Origin of the sequence: Paraburkholderia youngii, assembly GCF_013366925.1 — a bacterium.
Lineage (GTDB): Bacteria > Pseudomonadota > Gammaproteobacteria > Burkholderiales > Burkholderiaceae > Paraburkholderia > Paraburkholderia youngii.
Genome location: NZ_JAALDK010000001.1, coordinates 280,733 through 307,433, shown reverse-complemented (window position 1 = coordinate 307,433; position 26,701 = coordinate 280,733). Strand labels below are relative to the sequence as shown.

At 64.0% G+C, this 26,701-nt stretch carries 26 protein-coding genes; 13 read left to right on the top strand and 13 right to left on the bottom strand.

Annotation, left to right across the window (positions count from 1 at the left end; translation table 11 throughout):
• Nucleotides 1-229 precede the first annotated feature (229 nt).
• Both clpP and G5S42_RS01450 read left to right on the top strand, forming a co-directional pair.
• A complete protein-coding gene (clpP, locus tag G5S42_RS01455; RefSeq protein WP_176105216.1) occupies nucleotides 230-877 on the top strand; it encodes an ATP-dependent Clp endopeptidase proteolytic subunit ClpP in 648 nt (215 codons plus the stop codon).
• A gap of 164 nt (nucleotides 878-1,041) precedes the next feature.
• Nucleotides 1,042-2,589 (top strand): NYN domain-containing protein, encoded by a 1,548-nt coding sequence (locus tag G5S42_RS01450; RefSeq protein WP_176110262.1) that lies wholly within the window; start codon nucleotides 1,042-1,044, stop codon nucleotides 2,587-2,589.
• Nucleotides 2,590-2,708: 119 nt separating this feature from the next.
• Here G5S42_RS01450 and G5S42_RS01445 read toward each other — a convergent pair whose 3' ends face one another.
• From G5S42_RS01445 to xseA, 3 genes are all read right to left on the bottom strand, one after another.
• The gene (locus G5S42_RS01445) at nucleotides 2,709-3,263 is read right to left on the bottom strand and encodes a glycine zipper family protein (protein WP_176105215.1); all 555 of its coding nucleotides are present in this window, start codon (nucleotides 3,261-3,263) and stop codon (nucleotides 2,709-2,711) included.
• Nucleotides 3,264-3,797: 534 nt separating this feature from the next.
• Nucleotides 3,798-4,376 (bottom strand): superoxide dismutase [Fe], encoded by a 579-nt coding sequence (gene sodB / locus G5S42_RS01440; protein ID WP_013090345.1) that lies wholly within the window; start codon nucleotides 4,374-4,376, stop codon nucleotides 3,798-3,800.
• A 225-nt stretch (nucleotides 4,377-4,601) separates the two neighbouring features.
• Nucleotides 4,602-5,981: an exodeoxyribonuclease VII large subunit gene (gene xseA, locus G5S42_RS01435; protein WP_176105214.1), complete on the bottom strand. Its 1,380-nt coding sequence runs from the start codon at nucleotides 5,979-5,981 to the stop codon at nucleotides 4,602-4,604.
• Between the two features lie 548 nt (nucleotides 5,982-6,529).
• Here xseA and lpxK point away from each other — a divergent pair.
• From lpxK to G5S42_RS01410, 5 genes are all read left to right on the top strand, one after another.
• Complete coding sequence (lpxK, locus tag G5S42_RS01430) at nucleotides 6,530-7,546, top strand: tetraacyldisaccharide 4'-kinase (RefSeq protein WP_176105213.1); 1,017 nt, start codon at nucleotides 6,530-6,532, stop codon at nucleotides 7,544-7,546.
• Nucleotides 7,527-7,730, top strand: a complete 204-nt coding sequence (locus G5S42_RS01425) for a Trm112 family protein (protein ID WP_007180583.1) — start codon at nucleotides 7,527-7,529, stop codon at nucleotides 7,728-7,730. The genes lpxK and G5S42_RS01425 overlap by 20 nt, the downstream gene beginning before the upstream one ends.
• 191 nt (nucleotides 7,731-7,921) lie before the next feature.
• Nucleotides 7,922-8,716, top strand: a complete 795-nt coding sequence (gene kdsB, locus G5S42_RS01420; RefSeq protein ID WP_176105212.1) for a 3-deoxy-manno-octulosonate cytidylyltransferase — start codon at nucleotides 7,922-7,924, stop codon at nucleotides 8,714-8,716.
• Nucleotides 8,717-8,926: 210 nt separating this feature from the next.
• Nucleotides 8,927-9,592, top strand: coding sequence for an adenylate kinase (adk, locus tag G5S42_RS01415; protein ID WP_176105211.1), 666 nt, complete (start codon nucleotides 8,927-8,929; stop codon nucleotides 9,590-9,592).
• Nucleotides 9,593-9,853: 261 nt separating this feature from the next.
• Complete coding sequence (locus G5S42_RS01410; protein ID WP_176105210.1) at nucleotides 9,854-10,612, top strand: 3-hydroxyacyl-CoA dehydrogenase; 759 nt, start codon at nucleotides 9,854-9,856, stop codon at nucleotides 10,610-10,612.
• Between the two features lie 83 nt (nucleotides 10,613-10,695).
• On the opposite strand, the gene G5S42_RS01405 is transcribed toward G5S42_RS01410, so the two are convergent.
• On the bottom strand, nucleotides 10,696-11,538 hold the full coding sequence (locus tag G5S42_RS01405; protein WP_176110260.1) for a SirB1 family protein: 843 nt from the start codon (nucleotides 11,536-11,538) through the stop codon (nucleotides 10,696-10,698).
• Nucleotides 11,539-11,543: 5 nt separating this feature from the next.
• Nucleotides 11,544-13,094, bottom strand: coding sequence for a murein biosynthesis integral membrane protein MurJ (murJ, locus tag G5S42_RS01400; protein ID WP_176105209.1), 1,551 nt, complete (start codon nucleotides 13,092-13,094; stop codon nucleotides 11,544-11,546).
• A 473-nt stretch (nucleotides 13,095-13,567) separates the two neighbouring features.
• Between murJ and rpsT the strand changes: the two genes are divergently transcribed.
• Complete coding sequence (gene rpsT, locus G5S42_RS01395; protein ID WP_013090353.1) at nucleotides 13,568-13,846, top strand: 30S ribosomal protein S20; 279 nt, start codon at nucleotides 13,568-13,570, stop codon at nucleotides 13,844-13,846.
• A 157-nt stretch (nucleotides 13,847-14,003) separates the two neighbouring features.
• Here rpsT and G5S42_RS01390 read toward each other — a convergent pair whose 3' ends face one another.
• Nucleotides 14,004-14,351: a DUF3579 domain-containing protein gene (locus G5S42_RS01390; RefSeq protein WP_176105208.1), complete on the bottom strand. Its 348-nt coding sequence runs from the start codon at nucleotides 14,349-14,351 to the stop codon at nucleotides 14,004-14,006.
• A 509-nt stretch (nucleotides 14,352-14,860) separates the two neighbouring features.
• Between G5S42_RS01390 and argF the strand changes: the two genes are divergently transcribed.
• Complete coding sequence (gene argF, locus G5S42_RS01385) at nucleotides 14,861-15,790, top strand: ornithine carbamoyltransferase (RefSeq protein WP_176105207.1); 930 nt, start codon at nucleotides 14,861-14,863, stop codon at nucleotides 15,788-15,790.
• A 135-nt stretch (nucleotides 15,791-15,925) separates the two neighbouring features.
• Here argF and murB read toward each other — a convergent pair whose 3' ends face one another.
• Nucleotides 15,926-17,008, bottom strand: a complete 1,083-nt coding sequence (gene murB / locus G5S42_RS01380; protein WP_176105206.1) for a UDP-N-acetylmuramate dehydrogenase — start codon at nucleotides 17,006-17,008, stop codon at nucleotides 15,926-15,928.
• A 202-nt stretch (nucleotides 17,009-17,210) separates the two neighbouring features.
• Between murB and G5S42_RS01375 the strand changes: the two genes are divergently transcribed.
• Nucleotides 17,211-17,696 carry a YajQ family cyclic di-GMP-binding protein gene (locus G5S42_RS01375; RefSeq protein WP_018421633.1) on the top strand — a complete coding sequence of 162 codons (486 nt, stop codon included), beginning with the start codon at nucleotides 17,211-17,213 and terminating at the stop codon, nucleotides 17,694-17,696.
• A 98-nt stretch (nucleotides 17,697-17,794) separates the two neighbouring features.
• Here G5S42_RS01375 and plsY read toward each other — a convergent pair whose 3' ends face one another.
• Together plsY and ybaK are read right to left on the bottom strand one after the other, a co-directional pair.
• Entirely contained in the window at nucleotides 17,795-18,430 is a 636-nt protein-coding gene (gene plsY / locus G5S42_RS01370) for a glycerol-3-phosphate 1-O-acyltransferase PlsY (protein ID WP_176105205.1), read from the bottom strand.
• A 142-nt stretch (nucleotides 18,431-18,572) separates the two neighbouring features.
• Complete coding sequence (gene ybaK / locus G5S42_RS01365; protein ID WP_176105204.1) at nucleotides 18,573-19,064, bottom strand: Cys-tRNA(Pro) deacylase; 492 nt, start codon at nucleotides 19,062-19,064, stop codon at nucleotides 18,573-18,575.
• A 137-nt stretch (nucleotides 19,065-19,201) separates the two neighbouring features.
• On the opposite strand from ybaK, the gene G5S42_RS01360 reads away from it, so the two are divergent.
• Nucleotides 19,202-20,764, top strand: coding sequence for a class I adenylate-forming enzyme family protein (locus tag G5S42_RS01360; RefSeq protein WP_176105203.1), 1,563 nt, complete (start codon nucleotides 19,202-19,204; stop codon nucleotides 20,762-20,764).
• A gap of 33 nt (nucleotides 20,765-20,797) precedes the next feature.
• Here the strand turns inward: G5S42_RS01360 and xerD are convergent, their stop codons facing one another.
• The 3 genes from xerD to queG are packed head-to-tail and all read right to left on the bottom strand — an operon-like array spanning nucleotide 20,798 to nucleotide 23,578.
• Nucleotides 20,798-21,748 (bottom strand): site-specific tyrosine recombinase XerD, encoded by a 951-nt coding sequence (xerD, locus tag G5S42_RS01355; protein WP_176105202.1) that lies wholly within the window; start codon nucleotides 21,746-21,748, stop codon nucleotides 20,798-20,800.
• Complete coding sequence (locus G5S42_RS01350; protein WP_176105201.1) at nucleotides 21,745-22,215, bottom strand: methylated-DNA--[protein]-cysteine S-methyltransferase; 471 nt, start codon at nucleotides 22,213-22,215, stop codon at nucleotides 21,745-21,747. Before G5S42_RS01350 ends, xerD begins: the two co-directional genes overlap by 4 nt.
• A gap of 52 nt (nucleotides 22,216-22,267) precedes the next feature.
• Nucleotides 22,268-23,578 (bottom strand): tRNA epoxyqueuosine(34) reductase QueG, encoded by a 1,311-nt coding sequence (queG, locus tag G5S42_RS01345; RefSeq protein WP_176105200.1) that lies wholly within the window; start codon nucleotides 23,576-23,578, stop codon nucleotides 22,268-22,270.
• A gap of 17 nt (nucleotides 23,579-23,595) precedes the next feature.
• Between queG and tsaE the strand changes: the two genes are divergently transcribed.
• On the top strand, nucleotides 23,596-24,192 hold the full coding sequence (tsaE, locus tag G5S42_RS01340) for a tRNA (adenosine(37)-N6)-threonylcarbamoyltransferase complex ATPase subunit type 1 TsaE (RefSeq protein ID WP_176105199.1): 597 nt from the start codon (nucleotides 23,596-23,598) through the stop codon (nucleotides 24,190-24,192).
• The gene (locus G5S42_RS01335; protein ID WP_176105198.1) at nucleotides 24,174-25,793 is read left to right on the top strand and encodes an N-acetylmuramoyl-L-alanine amidase; all 1,620 of its coding nucleotides are present in this window, start codon (nucleotides 24,174-24,176) and stop codon (nucleotides 25,791-25,793) included. The genes tsaE and G5S42_RS01335 overlap by 19 nt, the downstream gene beginning before the upstream one ends.
• A 173-nt stretch (nucleotides 25,794-25,966) precedes the next feature.
• Here the strand turns inward: G5S42_RS01335 and G5S42_RS01330 are convergent, their stop codons facing one another.
• On the bottom strand, nucleotides 25,967-26,701 hold the full coding sequence (locus G5S42_RS01330) for an immunity 52 family protein (RefSeq protein WP_176105197.1): 735 nt from the start codon (nucleotides 26,699-26,701) through the stop codon (nucleotides 25,967-25,969).

The window sequence follows — 26,701 nt, the reverse complement described above, 5'->3', positions numbered from 1 at the left end:
CGGCTGTACACCAGTGGCATGGGTCAGGCGCGCGTCATGTTCGGTATTCCTGAGCTTGACGCATGGGCAACGGGTGATGTGACAGCTCGGCGCAAAAAAAATTTCTGTCACAACTCGGGCCGCTGCTTCGTCAAATGAGCAAGAACCGGCGCATGTCACGCGGCTTCTGCCCCGAGGCCGCCTGTTGCATCTCCGGATGCCCGTGCCATCCATCCTGAACGAGGAACCCATGCCTTCCAGTTACCCGTCTGTCTCCGCCCTGGGCCTCGTGCCCACGGTGATCGAACAATCCGGCCGGGGCGAGCGCGCCTATGACATCTATTCCCGCCTGCTGCGCGAGCGCATCGTGTTTCTTGTCGGGCCCGTGAACGAGCAGTCAGCCAGTCTGATCGTCGCACAATTGCTGTTTCTCGAATCGGAGAACCCCGACAAGGATATTTCTTTTTACATCAACTCGCCCGGCGGCTCGGTGTATGACGGCCTCGCGATTTACGACACCATGCAGTTCATCAAGCCGGAGGTCTCGACCTTGTGCACGGGCTTTGCCGCGAGCATGGGCACTTTTCTGCTCACCGCGGGCCAACGCGGCAAACGGTATGCGCTACCGAATGCCCGCATCATGATTCACCAGCCTTCCGGCGGTGGTCAGGGCACCGCAGCGGACATCGAAATCCAGGCGAAGGAGGTGCTGTATGTGCGAGCGCGTCTCAATGCGATGATGGCCGAGCGCACCGGACGCAGCATCGAAGATATCGCGCGCGATACCGACCGCGACAACTTCATGTCGGCGCTCGAAGCGAGGGAGTACGGATTGATCGATGACGTGCTGGAAGCTCGCGCGACGTGGAACAACGCAGGTCGTCGCGACACCCTGTAACGGAACTGACATGGAACCGCTCGCTGGGCCGCCGGACAAACCGCTTGCTGCAAATTCCCATCCACCTATCGGTGCGAGCGCACCACAAAAGCTGCTCACCTTCGCTGGAATCGCTATCATGTCGCGATTCGTCGACTTCGACGACCGCTTCAATGGAGATACACATGGCGTCATCCAACGAAAACGTCAGCATGGCGCTGTTCTGCGACTTCGAGAATGTCGCGCTTGGCGTGCGCGATGCGAAATACGACAAGTTCGATATCAAGCTTGTACTCGAGCGCCTGCTGCTGAAGGGCAGCATCGTCGTCAAGAAGGCGTATTGCGACTGGGATCGCTACAAGAGTTTCAAAGGGGCCATGCACGAGGCCAATTTTGAGTTGATCGAGATTCCTCATGTGCGCCAATCGGGCAAGAATTCCGCCGACATTCGGCTTGTCGTCGATGCGCTCGATCTCTGTTATACGAAATCGCACGTCAATACGTTCGTCATCATCAGTGGTGATTCGGATTTTTCGCCGCTCGTGTCGAAGCTGCGCGAGAACGCCAAACAGGTCATCGGCGTCGGTGTGCAGCAGTCCACCTCGGATTTGCTGATTGCGAACTGCGACGAGTTCTTCTTTTACGACGATCTCGTACGCGAAAGTCAGCGCGCAGTCGCGAGGCGCGAATCGTCGCGCCAGCAGCAGAGCGCGCAGCAGGCAGCCAAACGTGCGGCTGATGAAGAGAAAGCCCCGCCGAAGGAAGATCTGGAGAAGCGTCGCAGCAAGGCCGTTGAAATTGCGGTGCAGACGTTCGACGCGCTCGCTTCCGAACGTGGCGACAGCGGCAAGATCTGGGCGTCCGTGCTGAAGAACGCGATCAAACGGCGCAAACCGGACTTCAACGAAACGTATTACGGGTTTCGCGCTTTCGGCAATCTGCTGGAAGAGGCGCAGGCGCGCGGGCTGCTCGAATTCGGCCGCGATGAAAAATCAGGCGCGTACGTTTATCGAAGCACGGCTGTGAACGTCGCGAGCGAAGCAGCCAGTGAAACTATCGGCGAAACCGCGGCAGAGTCTGCCGAAACGGGGTCGGCTGAGTCGGCGTCGGCTGAACAGGCGGCCGAACATTCGTATCAAGCGCAGGCGGCGCAAGCGGCCGCGTCCGAGCCGGGCGGCAAGCACAAGTCGCGTCGCAAGGACCGCGCCAACCGCAAGGCGGGGCGGGGACAGGAGGCCCCGCACGGCAAGCGCGGTCACCACGAAACGACTGATGAAGAACCTGCGGCTGGCGTTCCTGCTCTCACCGAACACGCGCAGCCCGCCGAGCAGCTCCAGCGACAGGAGCCGCGTGAACACGCGCCGCTCCCAGATGAGTTCGTCGTTAAACCGATAGCTGAAGAGACCGAAGCTCGCGCTGTAAAAGCGGCAGCGGATACAGCCGCTGAACAAGGCGTCTTCGGTCAAGAAATCGAGCAGACCGCCGACAGCGACCAACTCGCACAGCGTGAAAGCGCCAAAAAGCGCGCATCCCGCAAAACGGCCGCGAAGAAAGTGAAGAAAAGTACGCCGCGCACCATCGAGGAAGTCCCTGAGATCGCGGCGCCGGCCGAAGCCCCTGCTCCAGCAGTCGATTCGGAAGAAGGATCTGAGGCCGCCAGGAAGGCCGCCCGTAAAACTGCGTCTCGCAGCCGTCGTCCGCGCAAAGCGGCGGCGACGGACAGCACGGAGTAAGAAGCGGCGCGGATTTGACGATCGTCGCTACAAGCTACCGCCCAACCGGGCTACGCATTGAAACCCGGTACCGGCCGACAATGCAAGACGAGCAAGCCGGCCGGCCCCACTATCACCGCTCAGTAAGCCGGATAAGGCGCATACATGACGGGCGGAGGCGGTGCGTAGTAGTAAGGACGGGGCGCGACATACACCGGCTGCGTCGAATAATAAGGCTGCGGCTGAGCGATCGTCTCGCCCTTCGATGTCATGCACTGGGCGTAGGCGGTGTCATAGCGTGCCTGCATGCCGGCCGCCGAGTACTGGGCGCCATTCGCACCGTTCGCGCCACCGATCAGCAGGCCGCTGCCCGCCCCGATCGCCGCGCCCGCGCCGGCGTTGCCCGCCGCGGCGCCGAGCAGCGCGCCGACCGCCGCGCCGCCGAGCGTGCCGAGCGCCGCGCTGTTCACGCTGTTCGTGGTGGCAGCCTGCGCAGCGCCGGACGGATTTGTCGTTTGATTCGCGTAGTCGCGACACGCGTAGTCGTTCTGTTGGAACTGGCTGAGCGGCTCGCCGGCGCGCGGCATCGCGGCTATGCTCGGGCCGCTCGGTGGCGCCACTGCGCAACCGCCTAACGCGGGCGCGATGACTGCGGCGGAAATCGCCAGGCTGATCGTTTTATTGCTGGAAATCATGGTGGTGCACTTCGGAGGATTGGAATTCAAACGTTAGGCTAATCGCAAAATTCCGTGGTTACGGCTCCGTTACAGAAAGTTTTTGCACGGCCGGCTGGCCTCGACCCGCCTGCGCGTCGTCGCGGCATTGGGTACGTTATATCAAGTGATGCTTGTAAATGCGCGGGCAATCAATTGACAAGGAACGCCGCCCACACTCGCGTCAAACGACCCCGCCGCCCAAGCCAATCGACCGCGCGGAGGCCGCCTCAATCAACCGGCTCATTCTCGCCGCCGCAGCAGCTTGCATTGCCTGCGGCGCGCCCGCCCCCGCCAGCTCGGCGAAGTCGACGGGCGGCGGCCGAGGTCCACTTAGCGCCCCGCGAAATCGCAGTTACCAACTGTGACAAACTTCTTTCAGAAGCGCCCCTCCCGTTCCGCTCGCCTCAGAAAAGGAAAAAGCCCTCGCGATGGAGAGCTTTCGTCTCTAGCTAACCATCTTCAATCGCGACCGCAAGGATCACGACATCAGACGACGAGCTGCAACCGGTAACCTCAAGCGAAGTTCTTCGCCGCGAAGTCCCAGTTGACGATGTTCCAGTACGCTTCGACGAACTTCGGACGCGCATTGCGATAGTCGATGTAGTAAGCGTGCTCCCAGACGTCGATCGTCAGCAGAGCCTTGGCGTCGGTGGTGAGCGGCGTGGCGGCGTTGCTCGTCGACACGAGGTCGAGCGAACCATCGGCCTTCTTCACGAGCCATGCCCAGCCCGAGCCGAACGTGCCGACCGCGGTCTTCGCAAACTCTTCCTTGAACTTGTCGAACGAACCCCACTTCGCGTTGATCGCGTCAGCGAGCGCGCCGGTCGGTGCGCCGCCACCTTGCGGCGACAGGCTGTTCCAGAAGAACGTGTGGTTCCACACCTGAGCCGAATTGTTGAAGATACCGCCCGACGACTTCTTGACGATCTCTTCCAGCGACAGGTTCTCGAACTCCGTGCCCTTGATCAGATTGTTCAGGTTGGTCACATAGGTCTGGTGATGCTTGCCATAGTGAAACTCGAGCGTCTCTTCCGACATGTGCGGAGCGAGCGCGTTTTTCGCAAACGGCAGCGGCGGGAGCGTATGTTCCATGGTGCTTTCCTTCTCTATATCTGTTGTGGGGAGTCTGCGGATGACGCTATCGAGCACTCGATTGTAGGCGAGTTGGAATAACCCCGCAAACGACCGGCCTTTATGTCCGGCATGTCGAACACGCCGTGCGCAAGGCCCTTCGGAAGGGTGCGCATGGCGCGTGCCCGGGTCGTCGGCAGGCAGGACATGACAGCAGATGGGCGCCACGCGCCCACCGGCAAAACGTCAGAAGCCCTCGGTCAGACGCGCCTGCACGTCGGCGAGCGCGACGTCGGCCGACCCTTCGGCGAGATGCATCGTCAAACGACGTCCGGGTTTCAGCGACGACGGCGTGCGAATCGCCCGCCCGCTTTGCGCGTCGAGCACGGCCGCATAACCGCGCTCGAGCGTGCGCTGTGGACTCAGCACTTCGAGTCGCGCGCGGAGCATGTCGATACGCGCGACCTGACGTTCATGCTGGCGCGATAGCGCCGCATTCAGGCGCTGCGCCAGCGTGTCGACGCGCGTGCGCTCGGCCGCGAGATCCGGACGCCAGCGCTGCCAGCGCATCTGCAGCAGCGAGAAGCGCGCTCGAGCGTCCCGCACCGGCCGCGCGCCCGCCGACACGAGCCGCACGCGCAATTGCTGCAAATGCGTACGCTGCCGCGCGAGCCGCTCGGCCGGCGACACGAGCCGGCGCGCCAGCCAGTCGAGCTGCTGCGCGCGCCGCTCCATCATGCGGCCGAACGCACGCGCAAGCGTCGCGTGCCGATGATCGAGTTCGCGCAGCAGCATGACGCGCTGCGGACTCACGAGTTCGGCGGCACCGGTTGGCGTCGGCGCACGTACGTCGGCGGCGAAATCGGCGATCGTGAAATCGGTCTCGTGGCCGACGCCGCTCACCACCGGTATCACGCTTTCCGCAATCGCGCGCGCGAGCACTTCTTCGTTGAAGGCCCACAGATCTTCGATCGAGCCGCCGCCGCGACACACGATCAGCACGTCGACCTCGCGGCGGGCGCCAGCCGTCTCGACCATCGCCGCCAGTTTCGCGCTGACGCCCGAACCCTGCACCGGCGCCGGATAAACGATCACCGGAATATGCGGCGCGCGGCGCGACAGCGTCGTCAGTACGTCGCGCAATGCGGCCGCCTGCAACGATGTGACGATACCGATCGCGCGAGGATGCGTCGGCAGTGCGCGTTTGCGCTCGACGGCGAACAACCCTTCGGCTTCGAGTTGCGCCTTCAACCGCAGGAACGCTTCGTACAGACGCCCCTGACCGGTGCGGCGCACCGCTTCGACATTCAGTTGCAATTCACCGCGCGGTTCGTACATCGTCACGAGGGCGCGCACTTCGATGCGATCGCCTTCGCGCGGCATGAATTCGGCGTACTGCGCGCGACCGCGGAACATCACACAGCGCATCTGCGCCTGTGCGTCCTTGATCGAGAAATACCAGTGACCACTCGCAGCGCGCGTGAAGTTCGACACTTCGCCCGCGACCCATACGAGTGGAAACGAGCGTTCGAGCATCGTGCCGATCGCGCGATTGAGCGCGGAGACGGGAACGACGACCTCACCGCCTGGTGTGGCCGCAGAAGCAAAAGGATTTTCGGGGTTCATGCGAGGAATAAATAGCGCTGGCGGGACAGACGATAGACCGAGCGACGTGCGGCGTCCAGCCGGAATCGCAGGATTGTTAAAAGTGTCCACATGGCGGGAACCGCCTGACGAATTCCGCCAGAACGCCCGCCAACGCCAGTAGATTCCTGGCAGACCCTTGATTTATATGGCGTTTGCATCTCAATAGAGAGCGAGCACTTCGATCCAAAGCGCACGGAATGGCCCTCCCGGACGATCGGATGGCAGGTTCTCCACAAAGTTATCCACAGACTGTGGGCGACCGCACATAGCATGGACCAGCGTCCATCAAGCCCTGCGCGACTTGCCGGCCGGGACGCCCGCGCGCTAGAGTTGCGGGTTTCGACGGCATGCCGATCGCGCAGCGCGCCAGGGAGCTTGCCGGCCTGAGGCCAATCAGCACGAGCCCTTTCGCCGCGCGGTTTGCAACTCATTTTTCGACCGTATTCGCATTCGATTGCCCGGAGAACCGCGTTGAAGTTGACCCCGCGTAGTGCGCACGGCACGCAGTCCTTGCCCGCAACCCGCCCATGAGCGAACTCAGCGACCGTCTCGCAGCGCGCCTCGCGCGCGAATGGCAGCAACGCGGCCCGCTCGCGTGGGCGCTGACGCCGCTCGCCTGCGTGTTCGGCGCGGTCGCGGCCGCGCGCCGCGCCGCGTTTTCGCAAGGCTGGCTGAAGTCGGTGCGCGTCGGCGTGCCGGTGGTGGTGGTCGGCAACGTGACGGTTGGGGGCACCGGCAAGACGCCGACCGTCATCGCGCTCGTCGAAGCGTTGCGCACCGCGGACTTCACGCCTGGCATCGTGTCGCGCGGCTACGGCGCGCGCGTGAGCACGCCGACCCAGGTCACGCCCGGTTCTTCGGCGCGCGTCGGCGGGGACGAACCGTTGCTGATCGCGCGCCGCACCGGCGCACCCGTATGGGTCTGTCCCGATCGCGTCGCCGCCGCGCAGGCGCTGTGCGCTGCGCATCGCGACGTCGACGTGATCGTCAGCGACGACGGCTTGCAGCACTACCGCCTCGCGCGCGACGTCGAACTCGTCGTGTTCGATCACCGGCTCGGCGGCAACGGCTTCCTGCTGCCGGCCGGGCCACTGCGCGAGCCGTTGTCGCGCCGCCGCGACGCGACGCTGATCAATGATCCGTACGCGCGCACGCTGCCCGCGTGGCCGAACACGTTCGCACTGCAGCTCGCGCCCGCCGACGCGTGGCATCTCGACAATCCCGCACTGCGCCGCCCGCTCGCGCAATTCGCCAGTCAACGCGTGCTGGCCGCGGCCGGCATCGGCGCGCCGGAACGCTTCTTCGCGACAGTGCGCGCGGCCGGCATCGCGCCCACGACGCGCGCACTGCCCGATCACTACGCGTTCGAGCGCAATCCGTTCACCGACGTCGACGCCGACGCGATCCTGATTACCGAAAAGGATGCGGTAAAATTGGGGGCCTGGCACGACGCGCGCATCTGGGTAGTCCCGGTCGAAGCCGCGCTTGATCACCGCCTCACTGCATTAGTTGTGGAGAAAGTCCGTGGACGCTCGCCTGCTTGAAATCCTCGTTTGCCCGATCTGCAAGGGCCCGCTCAGCTACGACCGCGCCGCGCAGGAACTGATCTGCAACGCGGACAAGCTCGCCTATCCGATCCGCGACGGCATTCCCGTGATGCTCGTCGACGAAGCGCGGCAGACCGTCGAAGGCACGCCGGTCGATCTGAATCCCGGCTCGGTCGCCTGACCCGGCGCGGCGCCGCGTCGTCTCGCTCGCGCGCGGGTCAAGGGGCAAAGGTTCGTCAACGCCAACCCGCCCGTATGTGCTCCACGATCGATCCGTAGCCGTTTTAGCCGCTCCGGCTTACGTCCGACTCTGCGTGCGCGTCGCGCGCGCAGCCTCTTCCTTCGGCCTGATTGCCGCCCGTTCCCGATCCGATGATCCAACCCACCCCTTATCCGTTTATTGCCGTCGTGCCGGCCCGTCTGGCGTCGACGCGTCTGCCCAACAAGCCGCTCGCGGACATCGGCGGCAAACCGATGGTCGTGCGCGTCGCCGAGCGCGCGCGCGAATCGGGCGCGCAGCAGGTGCTGGTCGCGTCGGACGCGCAGGAAGTGCTCGACACGGCGCACGACCACGGCTTCGACGCGGTCCTCACGCGCGCCGACCATCCGTCGGGCACTGACCGTCTCGCGGAAGTGGCGACGCGCTTCGGGTGGAGCGACGACACGATCGTCGTCAACGTGCAGGGCGACGAGCCGCTGATCGACCCGGCGCTGGTGCGCGGCGTCGCCGCGCATCTGGCAACGACGAGCGACTGCGCGATCGCGACGGCCGCCCATCCGATCACCGATCCCGCCGAAATTTTCAATCCGAACGTCGTCAAGGTCGTGCCCGATGCGCGCGGCGTCGCGCTGTATTTCTCGCGCGCGCCGATCCCGTGGGCGCGCGACGCATGGCAGCCGCACTGGCCCAACGTCGCGTCGATGCCGGCGCCGCCCGCACCCACCGCCGTATACCGGCACATCGGACTGTACGCGTATCGCGCGAAATTTCTGCGCACGTACCCGAGTCTCGCGATCTCGCCGATCGAACAGGTCGAAGCGCTCGAACAGCTGCGCGCGATGTGGCATGGCGAGCGCATCGCAGTACTCGTCACGCACGACGTGCCGTTGCCGGGCGTCGATACCCCCGCCGATCTCACGCGCGTACGGGCTTTATTCGGGTCTTGAGCGCGGGAAGCCGTGGCATAATCGAACGGTTATGCGCGCCTCCCAGCGCAGGCGACACTCGGGTTATCCCGGTCGCGCCGTGCGGATCTTGCAGCGCCGTCATTTCGACGTGCAGCGCGAACTAGCCAACGGTAGCCGATGCGGAGCCTGCGAGAATCGCCGGGAAGCCTGCTGCGTAAACAAAGAATTCACATAGATCTGGAGATATCCATGCGTTTGATCCTGTTGGGTGCACCGGGTGCTGGCAAAGGCACTCAGGCCAACTTCATCAAGGAAAAGTTCGGCATCCCTCAAATTTCGACCGGCGACATGCTGCGCGCGGCCGTCAAGGCTGGTACGCCGCTCGGCCTCGAAGCAAAGCGCTTCATGGACGCCGGCGAGCTGGTCACGGATGAGTTGATCATCAACCTCGTGAAGGAACGTCTGCAGCAGCCGGACTGCGCGAACGGCTATCTGTTCGACGGCTTCCCGCGCACGATTCCGCAAGCCGAAGCAATGAAGCAGGCCGGTGTCGCGATCGACTACGTGCTCGAGATCGACGTGCCGTTCGACGAGATCATCGTGCGCATGAGCGGCCGCCGCTCGCACCCCGCGTCGGGCCGCACGTATCACGTGACGTTCAACCCGCCGAAGGTCGAAGGCATCGACGACGTGACTGGCGAGCCGCTGATCCAGCGCGACGACGACAAGGAAGAAACGGTCAAGAAGCGTCTGGAAGTGTACGAATCGCAAACCAAGCCGCTGATCGAGTACTACAACGGCTGGGCGAAGAACGGCGATGCGTCGAGCTCGGTGAAGGCGCCCCAATATCGCCGCATTTCGGGCCTCGGCAGCGTCGATGAAATTCGCGCCCGTGCGTTCGATGCGCTGAAGTAAGCTGGATTGATCTAAACATTTCCGCTGTTTGCGTTCGGCCAAAACCCGCCCACATTGGGCGGGTTTTTTATTGGCTCAGCGCGCCAACCGCAACGGCAAGCGCTGTGTGCGGAGCGTCCAACAGAACCAGTTGGTCTTCCCTGGCGCTCGCATGACCGGGACCCACGTCGCTTTCCGCAGCGCAGCACAGCCGCTACAATCGATCGTCGAAAAAATGCTTCGATCCAGACTGCACTGAACAACCGTAGCGAAGGAGAAGACATGGAAATTCGTGACAACGTGTTCCTGATCACCGGCGGTGCATCAGGGCTCGGCGCTGCCACCGCGCGCCTGCTGGTCGAGAACGGTGGCAAGGTCGTGCTCGCCGACCTGAATCTGGACGCGGGCGAGGCGCTCGCCAAGGAGCTCGGCGGCGTATTCGTCAAATGCGACGTGAGCCGGGAAGAGGACGCGCAACAAGCCGTCGAAGCCGCGACGAAGCTCGGCGTGCTGCGCGGACTCGTCAACTGCGCGGGCGTCGCGCCGGCCGCGAAGACCGTCGGCAAGGATGGCCCCCACTCGCTCGATCTGTTCACGCGCACGATCTCGATCAACCTGATCGGCACGTTCAACATGATCCGGCTCGCCGCCGCGCAGATGTCGAAGAACGAGCCGAACGCCAACGGCGAGCGCGGCGTGATCATCAACACCGCATCGGTCGCCGCGTTCGACGGCCAGATCGGCCAGGCGGCCTACTCCGCGTCGAAAGGCGGCGTGGTCAGCATGACCCTGCCGATCGCGCGCGACCTGTCGCGCAACGCGATCCGCGTGATGACGATCGCCCCCGGCCTCTTCGAAACGCCCATGCTGCTCGGCATGCCACAGGAAGTGCAGGACGCGCTCGGCGCAATGGTGCCGTTCCCCCCGCGTCTGGGCAAACCGGCCGAATACGCGATGCTCGCCAAGCAGATCTTCGACAATCCGATGCTGAACGGCGAGGTGATTCGGCTGGACGGCGCGATCCGTATGCAGCCGAAGTGAGGAGCGCCTGGCGATGAAAAAACGCCTGTACATGTGCGACATGTGCAGGCGTTTGCCTTTTATGCAGCGTGAAACGCGCGGCGCTATTCGCCGCCATCGTGCCGCGTGCGCTGCCGCAATTCATGCAGCTGCGACTCGACCACGGTGGCGTCTTCCGCATCGGGGCGATCCCCGAGGTAGCTTTCGAGGTCCTCGAGCGCGGGCCGCAGATAGTCGAGCCGCGCATACGCGAAACCGCGATCGCGCACTTCCTCGATATTGTCCGGCAGCAGAATGACGAGCCGCTGTTGCACCGCGAGCAGTCGTTGCCAACGCTCGGTTTGCAGATAGATCGCCTTCAGGTTGCGCAGCATCCGCGCGACGATCTCGCGACGCGTGGCCGGTTGCAGCAGCATGCGCAGCGCCCGGCCGACCGAATCCCCAGCCGACGCGACGTACGGTTCGAGCATCTCGACCATCTGCGCTTCGGACAGCGAATGACCGGTGGTGGGATCGAGCATCACGTCGCCGTCGGGCGTCGTCACGCGCAGCAGGAAGTGGCCCGGAAACGACACCCCGCGCACCGGAACGCCGAATTGCTCGGCCATCTCCAGATAGAGCACCGCGAGTGAAATCGGGATGCCGCGGCGACGTTTGAGTACGACGTTCAGATGACTGTTGTCGGGGTCGTAGTAATCGTTCAGATTGCTCGCGAAACCGAGTTCACGGAAAAAGAACCGATTGAGGATGCCAACCTTCTGACGGATGTCGGCGTCGTCTGGCATGCGGCGGCGCAGCCGCAGCACCAGCTCGTCGATCTCGGCGAGCACCGACTGCAGATCGAGGTCAGGATAGGCGTCCTGCGCCAGCGAGAGCGCCGTCTCGGTCAGCGGCAGGCTCTCGTCTTCGGCGACGAGCGTACTGAAATAATCGAGAACCCGCGACATGGTGATCACTTCACTCGCCTTTTGAAATACGCGTACTTGAAGCCCATCAGCCAAAGCATACCGAAATATAGCGCGGCGAACAGCACGAGACACGCACCGAGCAATACCATCCGGCTGACCGGCTGGGTATGCATGCCGACCCAGTCGAAGCTGATCGCAAGCCAGCGCATCACGCCGGCAAGCACGAGGCACGCGCCGAGCAGCTGCACGAAAAACTTGAGCCAGCCGCTCGACGGCGTATAGATGCCGCGTTTGCGCAGACCGATGAACAGCAGCAACGCATTCACGCAAGCGCCGAGCCCGACGCTCAGCGTGAGACCCGCATGCGCGAACACCGGCACGAACGCGTAATTGCACAGCTGCGTGACGACCAGCACGCCGATGCCGATCTTCACCGGCGTCTTGATGTCCTGCTTCGCGTAGAAGCCCGGCGCGAGGATCTTGATCAGGATCAGGCCGACCAGGCCGACGCCGTAAGCGGCGAGCGCGCGGCTCACCATCACGACCGCGGTGCCGTCGAACTTGCCGTAGTTGAACAGCACCGCTGTCAGCGGCTGGGCGAAAAAAAACAGCGCGATCGCGCTTGGTGCGGCGAGCAGGAACGTCACGCGCAGCCCCCAGTCGAGCAGCGACGAATACTCGTGCGAATCGGCATCGACATGCGCCTTCGACAGGCTCGGCAGCAGGATCGTGCCCAGCGCGACGCCGAGCAGCGCGGTCGGAAACTCCATCAGCCGGTCGGCGTAGTTGATCCACGACACCGCGCCGGGGCCGATGTGCGACGCGATGTTGGTGTTGATGATCAGGCTGATCTGCGCGACCGACACCGCGAACATCGCCGGCACCATCTTCGCGAGCACCCGTTTTACGCCGCGATGCGCGAGCGCGTGCAGCGGGTTCAGGCCGATGCGCGGCACCATGTCGATCTTCTTGAGGCCCGGCAGTTGCACCGCGAATTGCAGCACGCCGCCGATGATCACCGCCCACGCGAGCGCATAGACCGGCGTTTGCAGGCGCGGCGCGAGAAACAGCGCAGAGACGATGAACGAAACGTTCAACAGTACCGGCGCGAATGCGGGCAACGAAAAGTTCCGGTACGTATTCAGCACGCCCGACGCCAGCGACGTCAGCGAAATGAAAATGATGTACGGGAACATGATGCGCGTCATCGTGACCGCGAGCTGGTATGCGTGGCCCTCGCGCGCAAGGCCCGAAGCGACGACGAACACGACGCCCGACGCGCCGACCACGCCGATCACCGATAGCACGGCGAGCGCCCACGCGAGCACGGTCGAGGTCGCGTCGACGAGCGCCTTGGTGGCGTCGTGGCCTTGCTGGTTCTTGAACTCGGCGAGGATCGGCACGAAGGCCTGCGAGAACGCGCCTTCGGCGGAAATGCGGCGCAGCAGGTTCGGAATGCGAAAGGCGACGTAAAAAGCGTCGGTGTATTGACTGGCGCCGAACGCACGGGCGATCAGGGTTTCACGGGCCAGTCCGGTCACGCGCGACAGCAGCGTGAAGCCGCTGACCGTCAGCAGGGCTCGGAATAGATTCATGGGGCGCTTATTATACGGGTCCGCTAATGCGGGCGACGAGCCGGAACGCGATTCGGACCGATTTGCCGCGCGGACGTTCGCCGCAATCGGCTGGAAAGTGCGATTTTTGTATTTTCAGCGGCTTTCCGTGCTGCGCCAGCAGTTCAGCGTCAACATGACGCCACTCCCGTCACTGCGACGCCGTCGCGCGTTTCCCGTTGTCACGTGCCTGATTTTGTTGCTATAATCGTCGGTTTCGAAGCTTGCTCAGTTTTCGCACGGTCTTCGGACGGGATTCTCAGGTTGGCGCAGCGCCGCTTGTCAATACATCCGGAAGCCTGGAAACACGGGCCCGCCTTCGCGTAGTTCGATCGATTTTTTCGACACTTTTGCGCCCTTGGGCAATCGCTTCCAAGGGTTCGGATCGAGAAGCAGCACCTCGCCTCATCGTTGAAGGCCGGGTACTGGAAACAGGAACAGGATAAGGAACCGTCATGGCTAACTCCGCACAAGCACGCAAGCGCGCCCGCCAGGCCGCGAAGGCAAACTCGCACAACTCGGCACTGCGCTCGAAATTCCGCACGGCTATCAAGGCTGTCCGCAAGGCAATCGACGCAGGCGACCAGGCTAAGGCCGCCGAAATCTTCAAGGCATCGTCGAAGACCATCGACATCATCGCCGACAAGAACATCATTCACAAAAACAAGGCAGCTCGCCACAAGAGCCGCCTCGCTGCAGCCATCAAGGGTCTGCAAGCGCCCGCAGCGCAGTAATTCCGGTCGGCCCGCTTCGGCGGGCTACCTCCTGTTTCCGCTGCACAAGAAGCCCGCTTTGGCGGGCTTTTTTGTTTTGGCCGGATGACCAGCCACAAAAAAACCCGCTGCTTGCGGGTTTTTGTTTTTCTGCTTTTGCCGATCCGGCCAGCTTGCGTCAGATCGCATGCCGTTTGGCTTGCGGCGCAGGCGCATGCTCGAGTTCCAGTTCGCATGCCTCGGTGACGAGGAGGTCGTTGTCTTTCGCGAAGTTCATAACGAAATCGAAGGCCATTGGCTCGATGTCGCGCAGCCGCGAATCGAGAATCACGCATTTGAGATCGCCGATCATGGTTGGCCGCACGTACAGCGAGTACTGCATATAGGCGTTCGGCCCCTTCCTCACGCCGGGCCCGAACGACGACATGACGCCCGCGAGCCGCTCCGACCAGTCGCTCGGCCGAAATCTTTTTCCGGTCGACGTAATGCCCTGAATGAAATATTCGATTGGAGCTGCTTCGGCCATGTAGAAATACCTGTGTGACTGCCCAGCGGAATGACGACCAACCGGCGACACCGGTTGCACGCTCGAATTCACCGCAAGCGGCATGCACGGCAAGCGCTTGCAGCCACCTGCGACGTGCGTGGCAGCTTGGCGCTAACGCAACAATGACGAGCCGCACCACGAGAACCGCTGCGGCGAACCGGCTGAACCGCTCTGGCGCCCGGCCACGCCGTGACAGACTTTCCGCGCCGCGCCACCCGCGTTTCTTGATGCGAAACGCCGGCCTGCTGGGCTATGGGATAACCCTTAAATTATAGCGCAGCGGGCCCTTTTCCGCAGCGCACACAAGCACCGTCCGATGACCCCGCGCAGCCCAACACGACGCCTTCTGATAGCTTTCTAAGCGCTTTCACGGCCTTCCAGCCGACTCGTCAAACAGGGCGAAATCCTTTATGCTGGATTGAGTTACCACCAAACCCACGGCGGCACAGTCCGGCAACCCTGCCGGGTGAGACCGCCGTATTTGTTTCATGACCGCCAAGAAAATTCGCCACTACCTGCAGTTCAAGGACTTCTCGCTGGAAGACTACGAGTACGTGCTGGAACGCGCGCGCATCCTGAAACGCAAATTCAAGAACTACGAGACCTATCACCCGCTGCACGACCGCACGCTGGCGATGATCTTCGAAAAGAATTCGACGCGCACGCGCCTGTCGTTCGAAGCCGGCATCTTCCAGCTGGGCGGCCACGCGGTGTTCATGAGCACGCGCGACACGCAGCTCGGCCGCGGCGAGCCGATCGAAGACGCCGCCCAGGTCATCTCGCGCATGGTGGACATCATCATGATCCGCACGTTCGGCCAGGACATCATCCAGCGCTTCGCCGAAAATTCGCGCGTGCCGGTGATCAACGGGCTCACGAACGAGTATCACCCGTGCCAGGTGCTCGCGGACATCTTCACGTACTTCGAGCATCGAGGTCCGATCCGCGATAAAACGGTCGCGTGGGTCGGCGACGCGAACAACATGCTGTACACATGGATCGAAGCCGCACAGATCCTCGGCTTCAAACTGCGCCTATCCACGCCGCCCGGCTACAAGCTCGACCGTGCGCTCGTCTCGGCGGAAAGCGCGCCGTTTTACGAGGAGTTCGACGACCCCAACGAAGCCTGCGCGGGCGCCGATCTCGTCACCACCGACGTGTGGACCAGCATGGGCTTCGAGGCCGAAAACGAAGCGCGCAAGAAGGCCTTCGCCGACTGGTGCGTGGACGCCGACATGATGGCGCGCGCGAATCCCGATGCGCTCTTCATGCACTGCCTGCCCGCGCATCGCGGCGAGGAAGTCAGCGCGGAGGTGATCGACGGACCGCAGAGCGTCGTGTGGGATGAAGCGGAAAACCGTCTGCACGTGCAGAAAGCGTTGATGGAATACCTGCTGCTCGGCAAGCTCAATCATTGAGCGAGGCGTTCCCCCAGGCACCAACCTGGACCGCGTTACAAAAAAGGCGCCGGGAGGAAACTCCCGGCGCCTTTGTGCATTCGTCGACGGTGAAGCTCAGCGCGGCCAGTCAGCGCGAAAAGAGCGCGCTTCCGCTCATAGGCAAACCGGCTCCGCCTCCAGCTCCACGCCAAATTGCCCGAACACTTCGTGCTGGATCGCCCGCGCCAGCGCCAGCACTTCCGTGCCGCTCGCGCCACCGCGATTGACCAGCACCAGCGCCTGGCGTTCATGCACGGCCGCCGCGCCCATCGCGCGGCCCTTCCAGCCGCATCGGTCGATCAGCCAGCCGGCCGCCAGCTTGACCCGCCCGTCCGCCTGCGGATACGACACGATTTCCGGTTCGCGGCGCTTCAGCGCCTCGAACTGCGCGGCATCGATCACCGGATTCTTGAAGAAGCTCCCCGCGTTGCCCAGTTCGAGCGGATCGGGCAGCTTCGCCCGCCGCACGGCGACGACCGCATCGAAAATGGTCTGCGCGGTCGGCTGCGGGGCCGCGCCACCGGCTTTCCCTTGGCTCGCCGCAGGACCCCGCGCCGCCAGCTCGCGCGCGAGATCCGCGTAGCCCGCGCGCGGCTGCCATGCCTTCGGCAAACGAAACGTGACCGACGTGATCACGAAGCGCTCCCGCCCTTCCCGCTTGAAGAAGCTGTCACGATAGCCGAACCGGCACGCATTGGCGTCGAGTTCGACGGCGTTGCCGGTCGCGAGCTCGATCGCCCGCAGCGACGCGAAGCGTTCGCACATTTCGAGCCCGTACGCGCCGATGTTCTGGATCGGCGCCGCGCCGACCGTGCCCGGTATCAGCGCGAGATTCTCGAGGCCGGGCATGCCCTGCGCCAACGTCCACGCGACGAACTCGTGCCACGGCTCGCCGCCGGCCGCCTCGACATACCACGCATGCTGATCCTCGCGCACCACGCGGCGGCCGCGCAGCGCCACCAGCAGCACGAGCCCGGCGAAGTCGCCGCTCAGCACGACGTTGCTGCCGCCACCGAGCACGAGGCGCGGCAGGCCCGCGACGCGCGGATCGCGCACCGCGGTGGGCAACTGCTCCTCGCGCTCGATCAGGCACGCGAACTGCGCGCGTACGTCGAAGCCGAACGTGTTGTGGGCCTTCAGCGAATAGCCGGCCAGGAGAGACGCGACGACGGGAGCGGCAAGAGCGGATTGGGGCATCGGAATGGCAGCAGGGCAACAACGGGAAGCGACAGGAAACAACGACCAATGACGAGCCTGACGACACGAGCGGCGCCGCGCGGCGGCCTTGGGCAAAAGAGAGCGGCGTCGGTAAAATGACGTCCGGTCCGTGATTATAGCGAGTGCCTCGCGCGCAGCCGACCGGCCGCGTCGCGCACTGCCGCACTATTGGGAGAAAGCAATGCCATCGTTTGACGTCGTCTGCGAAGCGAACATGATCGAAGTCAAGAACGCGATCGAGCAGTCCAACAAGGAAATTTCGACGCGTTTCGACTTCAAGGGGTCCGACGCGCGCGTCGAGCACAAGGAAAACGAAATCACCGCGTACGCCGACGACGACTTCAAGCTCGGCCAGGTGAAGGACGTGCTGCTGTCGAAAATGGCCAAGCGCAACGTCGACGTGCGCTTCCTCGACTACGGCAAGATCGAGAAGATCGGCGGCGACAAGGTCAAGCAGGTCATCAAGATCAAGAAGGGCGTGTCGGGCGATCTGTCGAAGAAAATCGTGCGTCTGGTGAAGGACAGCAAGATCAAGGTGCAGGCGAGCATTCAGGGCGATGCGGTGCGCATCACCGGTGCGAAGCGCGACGATCTGCAAAGCGTGATCGCGATGCTGCGCAAGGACGTGACCGACACGCCGCTCGACTTCAACAACTTCCGCGACTAAGCGGCACGGCGCGCGAGGCTTGCAACGCAACGGGCCGCGCCGCGCGCAAAGTCTTCGAGCCGCTTCAGCTCAGGCGGGGCGATGCGGCGCAGCCCGCTTCAAAGATCGTTGCCCGCAGCCGGGCTGGCGGCCTTCTTCTTGTCGCCGATACGGCTCTCCTGCCCCTTCATCAGCTTCGCGATATTGCCGCGATGGCGCCATACGAGCAGCAGGCTCATCGCCAGAACCGCGAGCGCAACGATGCGCGGCCCGAACAGGAACACGTAGAAAAGCGGCGCGAACAGCGCCGAGCACAGCGCCGCCAGCGACGAATAGCGCGTGAAGAACGCGACGATGATCCAGGTCAGCAAGGTCGCGACGCCGAGCGTCGGGTTGATCGCGAGCAGTACGCCCGCGGCGGTCGCGACACCCTTGCCGCCCTTGAAGCGGAAGAAGATCGGATACAGATGGCCGAGAAACACCGCGAGCGACGCAATCGCGATCGAGCGCTCGTCGAGCCCGTAGCGCGCGCCGAAATTCACGACCGGCCACACCGGCAGCCAGCCCTTGAAAGCGTCGCCGATCAGCGTCAGAATCGCGGCCTTCTTGCTGCCGCTGCGCAGCACATTGGTGGCGCCCGGGTTGCCCGAGCCGTACGAGCGCGGGTCGTCGAGACCCATCGCGGCGCTCACGATCACGGCAAACGACAACGAACCGATCAGATAGGCAACGACAGCGACGATCAGGTTTTGCATCTAGGACTCTTATAAGGATCGCGGTCTGACATTCGATACCCCAACCGCAACAGGGTACGCCCGTCGAAACAAGGCGGCGCACATTTTACCGAAGGCGTCCGCGCGAAAAACATTCAGGCAAACGTCAACTGGCGCGTCGGCGTCAGTCCACGCTCGCGCACTGCACCGGCTTCGCCGCAAGCAGATCCGTGAGCACCTTCGGCTCGATGCTGACGAGAAAGCCGCGCCGCCCTCCGTTCAGCCAGATTTTGTCCATCTCGAGAATGGTCGACTCGACATACACCGGCATCTGCTTGCGCGTGCCGAACGGCGAGGTGCCGCCGATCAGATAACCCGAGTGCCGGTTCGCGACTTCGGGCTTGCACGGCTCGACGCGCTTCGCGCCGATCTGCCGCGCGAGGTTCTTGGTGCTGACGGTGCGATCGCCGTGCATCAGCACGATCAACGGCTTCGCGTGCTCGTCTTCCATCACCAGCGTCTTCACGACGTGATGCTCGTCGACGCAGAGCTGGCGCGCCGATTCCGCGGTGCCGCCATGCTCGACGTAGTCGTAAGGATGCTCGCCGAACGTAACGCCGTGACGGCGCAGCAGCTGCGTGGCGGCGGTTTCGGACACGTGTCTGGATTTGCTCATCGGCGCATTGTAATGGCGAGATTGCACAACGGCTATTTGCCGAACCGGCAATTGTGCGCGCTCGACGCTTGTGGCACGATCGTTCGAAATTATGCCGGCATGGTGCGAGATAGTGCGCGCAGAGCTAGGAGACAGCGTTGAACCAGGCTTCATCCATCCGTTCCACGATCGACATCCCCGCGCTGCTCGCCGCGCTGCCCGCCCGCATCAGCGACATTCCCGCGCTCGCCGCCGCACGCGATCCGCGGCATGTCGCGCTGATCGAAGACGCGCGCCGCCTGACCAATGCGCAACTGCTAGAGGCCGTCGATGCCGCCGCCGCGCTGCTGCGCGAATGGGGCGTGCGCGGCGGCGATCGCGTGATGATCGTCGCGGAGAACAGCATCGCGCAGGTCGTGCTGCTGTTCGCGACCGCCAGGCTCGATGCGTGGGCGCTGGTGTCGAACGCGCGCCTCTCGGCGGCCGAACTCGATTCGATCCGCGCGCACGCGCAACCGCGCGTCGTCGCATATGCGGTCGAAAGCTCGCCCGACGCGTGCCAGCATGCTGAGCGTCATCGAGCGACACCGGCACCCACGCTGTCACCAGACATCGGCGCATGGTCGTATGCGTTGGACGGCAGCGTGCAGGCCGAAGCCGTCGAAGCCGCCAGCGACAGCCAATGCGCGGCACTGATCTACACGACCGGCACCACCGGCGCACCGAAGGGCGTGATGCTGTCGCATCGCAATCTGCTGTACATCGCGGCCGTGTCGAGCCGGCTGCGCCAGGTCGGGCCCGACGACGTCGTCTATGCGGTGCTGCCGATCTCGCATGTGTATGGCTTCGCGTCGGTATGCCTCGGCAGCCTGCATGCGGGCGCGACATTGCGGCTCGCGCCGCGCTTCGTGCCGGAAGCGGTGCGCCGCGCCCTCGCCGACGAGCAGGTGTCGATCTTCCAAGGCGTGCCGGCGATGCACGCGAAGCTGCTCGAACATCTGCACACGCACGGCCACGCATGGTCCGCGCCGCGGCTGCGCTTCGCGTACTCGGGCGGCTCTCCGCTCGACGCCGCGTTGAAGGTGCAGGCCGAAGCCGTGTACGGTCTGCCGCTGCACAACGGCTACGGCATGACCGAAAGCAGCCCGACCGTATCTCAGACGATGGTCGACGCACCGCGCGCCGATTGCTCGGTCGGCGAAGTCATTCCGGGCGTCGAAGTGAAGTTCGTCGGACTCGACGGCGCGCAAGCCTCGCCGGGCGAGATTGGCGAACTGTGGGTGCGCGGCCCGAACGTGATGCTCGGCTACTATCGCAATCCCGAGCAGACCCGCGCGACCGTCACCGAGGATGGCTGGCTGAAGACCGGCGACCTCGCGCGCCGCGACGCGGACGGCGCCTTGCATATCGTCGGGCGCAGCAAGGAGCTGATCATCCGTTCGGGCTTCAACGTGTATCCGGCCGAGGTCGAGCACGTGCTGAACGCGCATCCGCAGGTCGTGCAGTCGGCGGTGATCGGACGCGCGGTCGAGGGCAACGAGGAGGTGATCGCGTTCGTCGAGCTGATTGCCGGCGCGACGGTCGCGCCCGCGGAGTTGATCGCGTGGTGCGGCGAGCGGCTCGCGCCGTACAAGCGGCCGGCCGAGGTGATGGTGCTCGCGGCGCTGCCGGCCGCATCGACCGGCAAGATTCTCAAGCACCGGTTGCGCGAGTTGGTGTGAAGCGAGCGCAGCCCCGCGCGCTTCAAGTCGCGCTCAGCCGCGCGGATGATGCTGCGCATGCAGCGATTTCAGACGCTCTCGCGCGACGTGCGTATAAATCTGCGTCGTCGAAATATCGGTGTGGCCGAGCAGCAATTGCACGACGCGCAGATCGGCACCGTGATTGAGCAGGTGCGTCGCGAACGCATGCCGCAACGTATGCGGCGACAACGGCGCATGCACACCCGCCGCCTGCGCGTGTCGCTTGATGATGTTCCAGAACTGTTGGCGCGTCATGCCTTCGGCGCGTGCCGTCACGAATAGCGCGTCGGCCGCGCGCGGGCCGAGCAGCGCCGGGCGCGCCTCGCGAAGATAGCGCTCGATCCACGCGTGCGCCTCTTCGCCGAACGGCACCAGCCGCTCCTTCGAGCCCTTGCCGGTTACACGCACGACGCCTTCATTGAGCCCCACCTCGACGGTCTTCAGCGTGACCAGTTCGGTCACGCGCAATCCGCTCGCGTACATCAGCTCGAGCATCGTGCGATCGCGCAAGCCGAGCGGCGTATCGAGGTCGGGCGCGCCGAGCAGCGCTTCGACCTGCGCTTCGCTCAACGTCGACGGAAAACGCGGCGGCTGCTTCGCCGAGCGGAGGCGCACCGTAGGATCGGCGGCCGCGCGATGCTCGCGCACCGCCCAAGCGTAATAGCGGCGAAACACCGACAGACGGCGGTTCGCCGAGGTCGCCTTGTCCTTTTGCCGCGCCGCGCTGTAGGCGCGCAGGTCGGCTTCGCTCGCGGTGTCGAGCGACGCATTGCGGGTGTGCGCGAGCCATTCGCAGAACAGGCGCAAGTCGCGGCGATACGCGTCGAGCGTGTTGCGCGACAGGCCGTGTTCGAGCCACAGCGCGTCGCAAAAGGCGTCGATCGATGCGGAGCTGGTCAGCAACAGCGGCGATACGGCGGCTGTATCTTCGACGTTTTCAGCGGTATCGGGGCTCATGCTCATGCGTACGGCACACCTTCATGCGCGAGCAGCCAGCGCTTCACGTCGCGAAAGAAGCCGTCGCCCCCGTCGTGCGCGAAGCCGCCGATGCCGCTCGCACTCACCACGCGGTGACACGGAATCACGATCGGAAAGAAATTCGCGCCGCACGCCTGGCCGACCGCGCGTGGCACGCTGCCGAGCTGCTTCGCGAGTTGTCCGTAAGTCAGCACGACACCCGGCGGAATGTCGCAGATCGCCTGCCACACGCGCCGCTGGAACGCGGTGCCGCACTCGGCGAGCGGCAGCTCGAACTTCGCCGACGCGCTCTCGAAGTAACGCTCGATCTGTTCGGCCGCCTCGCGTGCGAGCGGCGTCTCGGGCGCGACGTTGCGCGTCGAGTCGGGCAGATAGACGATCTCGCGCACCGCCTCGCCTTCGAGCCGGATGCCGACCTTGCCGAACGGCGCATCGATCACTGCGTTGAACATGATTGCCTGCTCCTCTAGCGTGCCGGATTGCCGGCACCGAATTGCCACGACTTTACGCCGCTTCCAGCGCCCACTCCACATGCTCGCGCACGAGCGCCGACGGATCGTCGGCTCGCTGCTTCAACGCCCGCACGATCGCATCGCGCGCGTCGGCGTCGAGAGCGCCGGGCGCGGCGCGCAACGCGTTGCCCATGCCGACCGCGAGATTGCGCAGCCAGCACTCGTAGCCGATGCGGCGAATCGCGCTGCCCTGCATGCGCGTATCGAACTCCTGCGCGCTCCACGCGAACAGTTCGACCAGCGACGCGCGATCGAGCCCGTGCCGCACGTCGAAATCGGCGACTGGCGCGGCCTGCGCGAACTTGTTCCACGGACACACGAGCTGGCAATCATCACAGCCATACACCCGATTGCCGATCAGCGGCCGCAGCTCGCGCGGGATACTGCCCTTCAGCTCGATCGTCAGATACGAAATGCAGCGGCGCGCGTCGACCTTGTACGGCGCGACGATCGCGCCGGTCGGACAGGCGCCGATGCAGCGCGCGCAGCTGCCGCAATGCGAGCCCGGCGTTTCGGGCGCGGCCTCGGGCGAGGTTTCGGCGTCGGTCGGCAGCGGGATGTCGACGTAGATCTCGCCGAGGAAGAACAGCGAGCCGGCGTCGCGCTGCAGAAGCAAGGTATGCTTGCCGCGCCAGCCGATGCCGGCCTTCTGCGCGAGCTCGACTTCGAGCACCGGCGCCGAATCGGTGAACACGCGATAGCCGAACGGCCCGGTCGCCGCTTCGATCCGGTCGGCCAGTTGTTGCAGGCGCTGACGCATCACCTTGTGATAGTCGCGGCCGCGCGCATAGATCGACACGACCGCCGTCGATGGGTCCGCGAGCCGCGCGTGCTCGGCCGCGCGCCAGTCGCGCGCGCGGGGTGTCGCGCGTGACGGGGGTGGACTTACGTCTTGCGGCATGCTTTCAGGCGCGCGTTCATGCGCCCCTTCATACGTCTCTTCAGCCGCCTCTCCTTCCAGCGTCCGCGCAGGCAAATAGGCGATGCGCACGGTGATCACGCGTCGCGTGCCGGCCACAAGCTCGGCGGGCCTCGCGCGTTTCATGCCGTGTTTGGCCATATAATCCATCTCGCCGTGGCAACCCGCTTCGAGCCACGCTGCAAGCGGCGCTTCGGCGGCCGACAGATCGGTATCGCTAATGCCGATCGCCCCGAAACCGAGTTCACGGCCCCACGTCTGGATGTCGAGCGCGAGCGCCCGAAGCGCCGCCTCATCCAAACGGGACGTTGCATCAGAAGCTCGCACGGCATCAACGGCCGATGCGGGCGTGCAGGAAACAGGGGACTTCGGACTTCGGTTCATCACGCCATTTTACGAGAATGCCCGTCAATCCCGATCACGCGACCCTACCGTCCGCTCCGGTGCTGCTCGAACGCTCTTTCGCGCTCGCGGACGAGGCCGCCACGCAGACGTTCGGCGCGCGCTTCGCACAGGCGATCGAAAGCGTACGCGCGGCCTCGCAGCAGGCACAGTCAGCACAGCCCGGCGCCGTAAGCGACCTCGCATTCCACGGCCTGCAAGTCCAACTCGTCGGCGATCTCGGCGCCGGCAAAACCACGCTCGTGCGCGCGACCTTGCGCGGCCTCGGCCACACCGGCCGCGTGCGCAGTCCGACCTACACGCTCGTCGAACCGTATGTGCTCGCACGGCCCGCTGGGGAACTCGCGCTCTATCACTTCGATCTGTACAGATTCTCCGATCCGTCCGAATGGGCCGACGCGGGCTTTCGCGAATATTTCGATAGCGGCGCGGTCTGCCTCGTCGAATGGCCGCAACGCGCGGGACCGCTGCTCGGTGTGCCGGATCTCGTCTTCTCGCTCGGGCTCGTCGGCAACATGGACGCAAACGCGGACGCACGCACACTCGTCGCACGCGCTTATAGCGAATCAGGAAAGGCATGTCTCGAAAGATGTTAATCAAACCGTTCCATTCGATCGAATCGGCAGCGGGCGCAACGCATAACTGGCGGCGCCGGCAGATCCTGCGCGCGGGTGCGTCGACGCTGGTGCTCGGCCTCGTCGCGCCGCGCCTCGCGTTTGCGAGCTCGGTGCTCGGCGTGCGTGTGTGGCCCGCGCGCGACTACACGCGCGTGACGATCGAATCCGATCAGCCGCTGCAGAACACGCAGCAACTGCTGCAGGGACCGGACCGGCTCGTCGTCGATCTGAACGGCCTCGATCTCGATCAGGCGCTCAAGGAACTGGTGTCGAAGATCACACCGAACGATCCGCAAATATCGTCGGTGCGGGTCGGGCAGTATCAGCCGCACGTGGTGCGAATGGTGTTCGACCTGAAGGGCTCGGTGAAGCCGCAGGTGTTCGCGCTGCCGCCAGTCGGCGCGTACAAGTACCGGCTCGTGTTCGACCTGTATCCGGCAGTCGCGCCCGATCCGCTGATGGACCTGCTCGCGCAGTCCGAGCGCAAGCAGCAGGCGCTCAACGAAGAAAACGGCGCGCCGCCGGCGACGCTTTCCGGCCCCGGCACGCCGCCGCCCGTCGACAACAGCGAGGCGTTCTTCGAGCATTACGCGCAGAACGGTGGCGCGGGTAGTGGTGCTGGCAATGGCGGTGCGGGCGTACCGCGTCCGCCCGCGCGTGGCACGCCGGCGCCGTCCGCACCCGCCATTGCCGGCAGGCAGCCCACACCCTCTGCGCCGTCCGCGCCGCCCAGCGTGATCGCCCGCAACAAGGATGGCAGCGCCAACGGCAACGGCACCGCACGCGGCCTCGACAGCAACAACGACAACCTCGGCGACAACGGCGACACCTACGCATTCACTACGCCGAAGTCGGGCCGCAGCAACACCGTGCGACTGCTCACCGTCGCGATTGATCCGGGTCATGGCGGCGAGGACCCGGGCGCGATCGGCGGCTCAGGCACCTACGAGAAGCACGTCGCGCTCGACATCGCGAAGAAGCTGCGCGCGAAGATCGACGCGCAGCCGAACATGCGCGCGATGATGACGCGCGACGCCGACTTCTTCGTGCCGTTGAACGTGCGCGTGCAGAAGGCGCGGCGCGTCGGCGCGGACCTGTTCGTGTCGATCCACGCGGACGCGTTCACGACGCCCGAGGCGAAGGGCTCGTCGGTTTTCGCGCTGTCGGAGCACGGCGCGTCGAGCGCGGCCGCGCGCTGGATGGCGAACAAGGAAAACTCGTCGGACCTGATCGGCGGCATCAACATCAAATCCGACGACGCCACCGTGAACCGCGCGCTATTCGACATGTCGACCACCGCGCAGATTCGCGACTCGATGCGCTACGGCAACTTCGTGCTCAAGGAGATCGGCGACATCAACAAGCTGCACAAGGGCTCGGTCGAGCAGGCCGGCTTCGCGGTGCTGAAGGCGCCGGACATTCCGTCGATCCTCGTCGAAACCGCGTTCATCAGCAATCCAGATGAAGAGCGGCGCCTGAACGACGACGCGTATCGCGACAAGATGGCCAACGCGATTCTGACCGGCATCAAGCGCTATTTCGCGGCGAATCCGCCGCTCGCCAAGAGCCGCATGACGTGATGTCGGCAGCCACTCGCCGCCTGCCAGCACGTATTGGCGTTGGCTGGACGGTTCTCGCCGGCCGAAGCCTGAGATGGCGTCGAGCCGACGCCTGACGAAGATCGGGAGGCCCGATACGGCGCGGGCCTTTTTCGCATGAAGAAGCCCCGCTGAAGCGGGGCAACGATCAAAACTCAAAGGTCAACGAATCGTGGCAGCAAATCCTGGTCTGCCAGACGGATTTCGATATCGTTAGCCGCCTTGACGTGTTTGCGGTTGTTCACGTCGAAGACGTCATCCGTCACGCTGACGATGATCGTGCCTTGCTGCTTGTGTTCCCGCATGACAGGGATCAGGGCGCGCGCTTCTGGCACTTGAGCGGCTGTCAGAGTATGTGGCAAGTAGAGCATCCAGCTAACGCCAGGACGATCTTCAAACACTTTTTCCTTGAAATAGAAGTACGGACCGAATGTGATGTAGAACGACCCATAGATTTCCACAATTTTAGAAAGAACCTCTGCTACGGAGTTATAGTCGCCCAGGCGGGAATTCCGATTTCCCATCTTCTCGTTAAGGGATATGTCAAGCGATTTTGAAAAAATCTCTCCGCCATCAATCTCGACTGTTATTGATGCGCCAACCTGATCCGATCTAACCCCATTCCATATTCCGATTGATTTTGGATCGTCTTTGCTTTTCCCCGGGTACTCTCTCGAAAGAGCATCGATTGCAGTCGTTGATGGAACTTTGTCGTCATAGGCGCGATGCTGAAGTGCCTCTTGCTCGCTCTCGCCCTGTAGATACCATTCGCTCAACTCCCTATCTTTGCGTTTCAGTAGGTCGATGACAGGCCACAGGCGACTCAAGTGAGTTTGCCAATCTGCATTGGGTAAATCAGTCCGATCACGATGTTGTTCTGACAGGTTCAT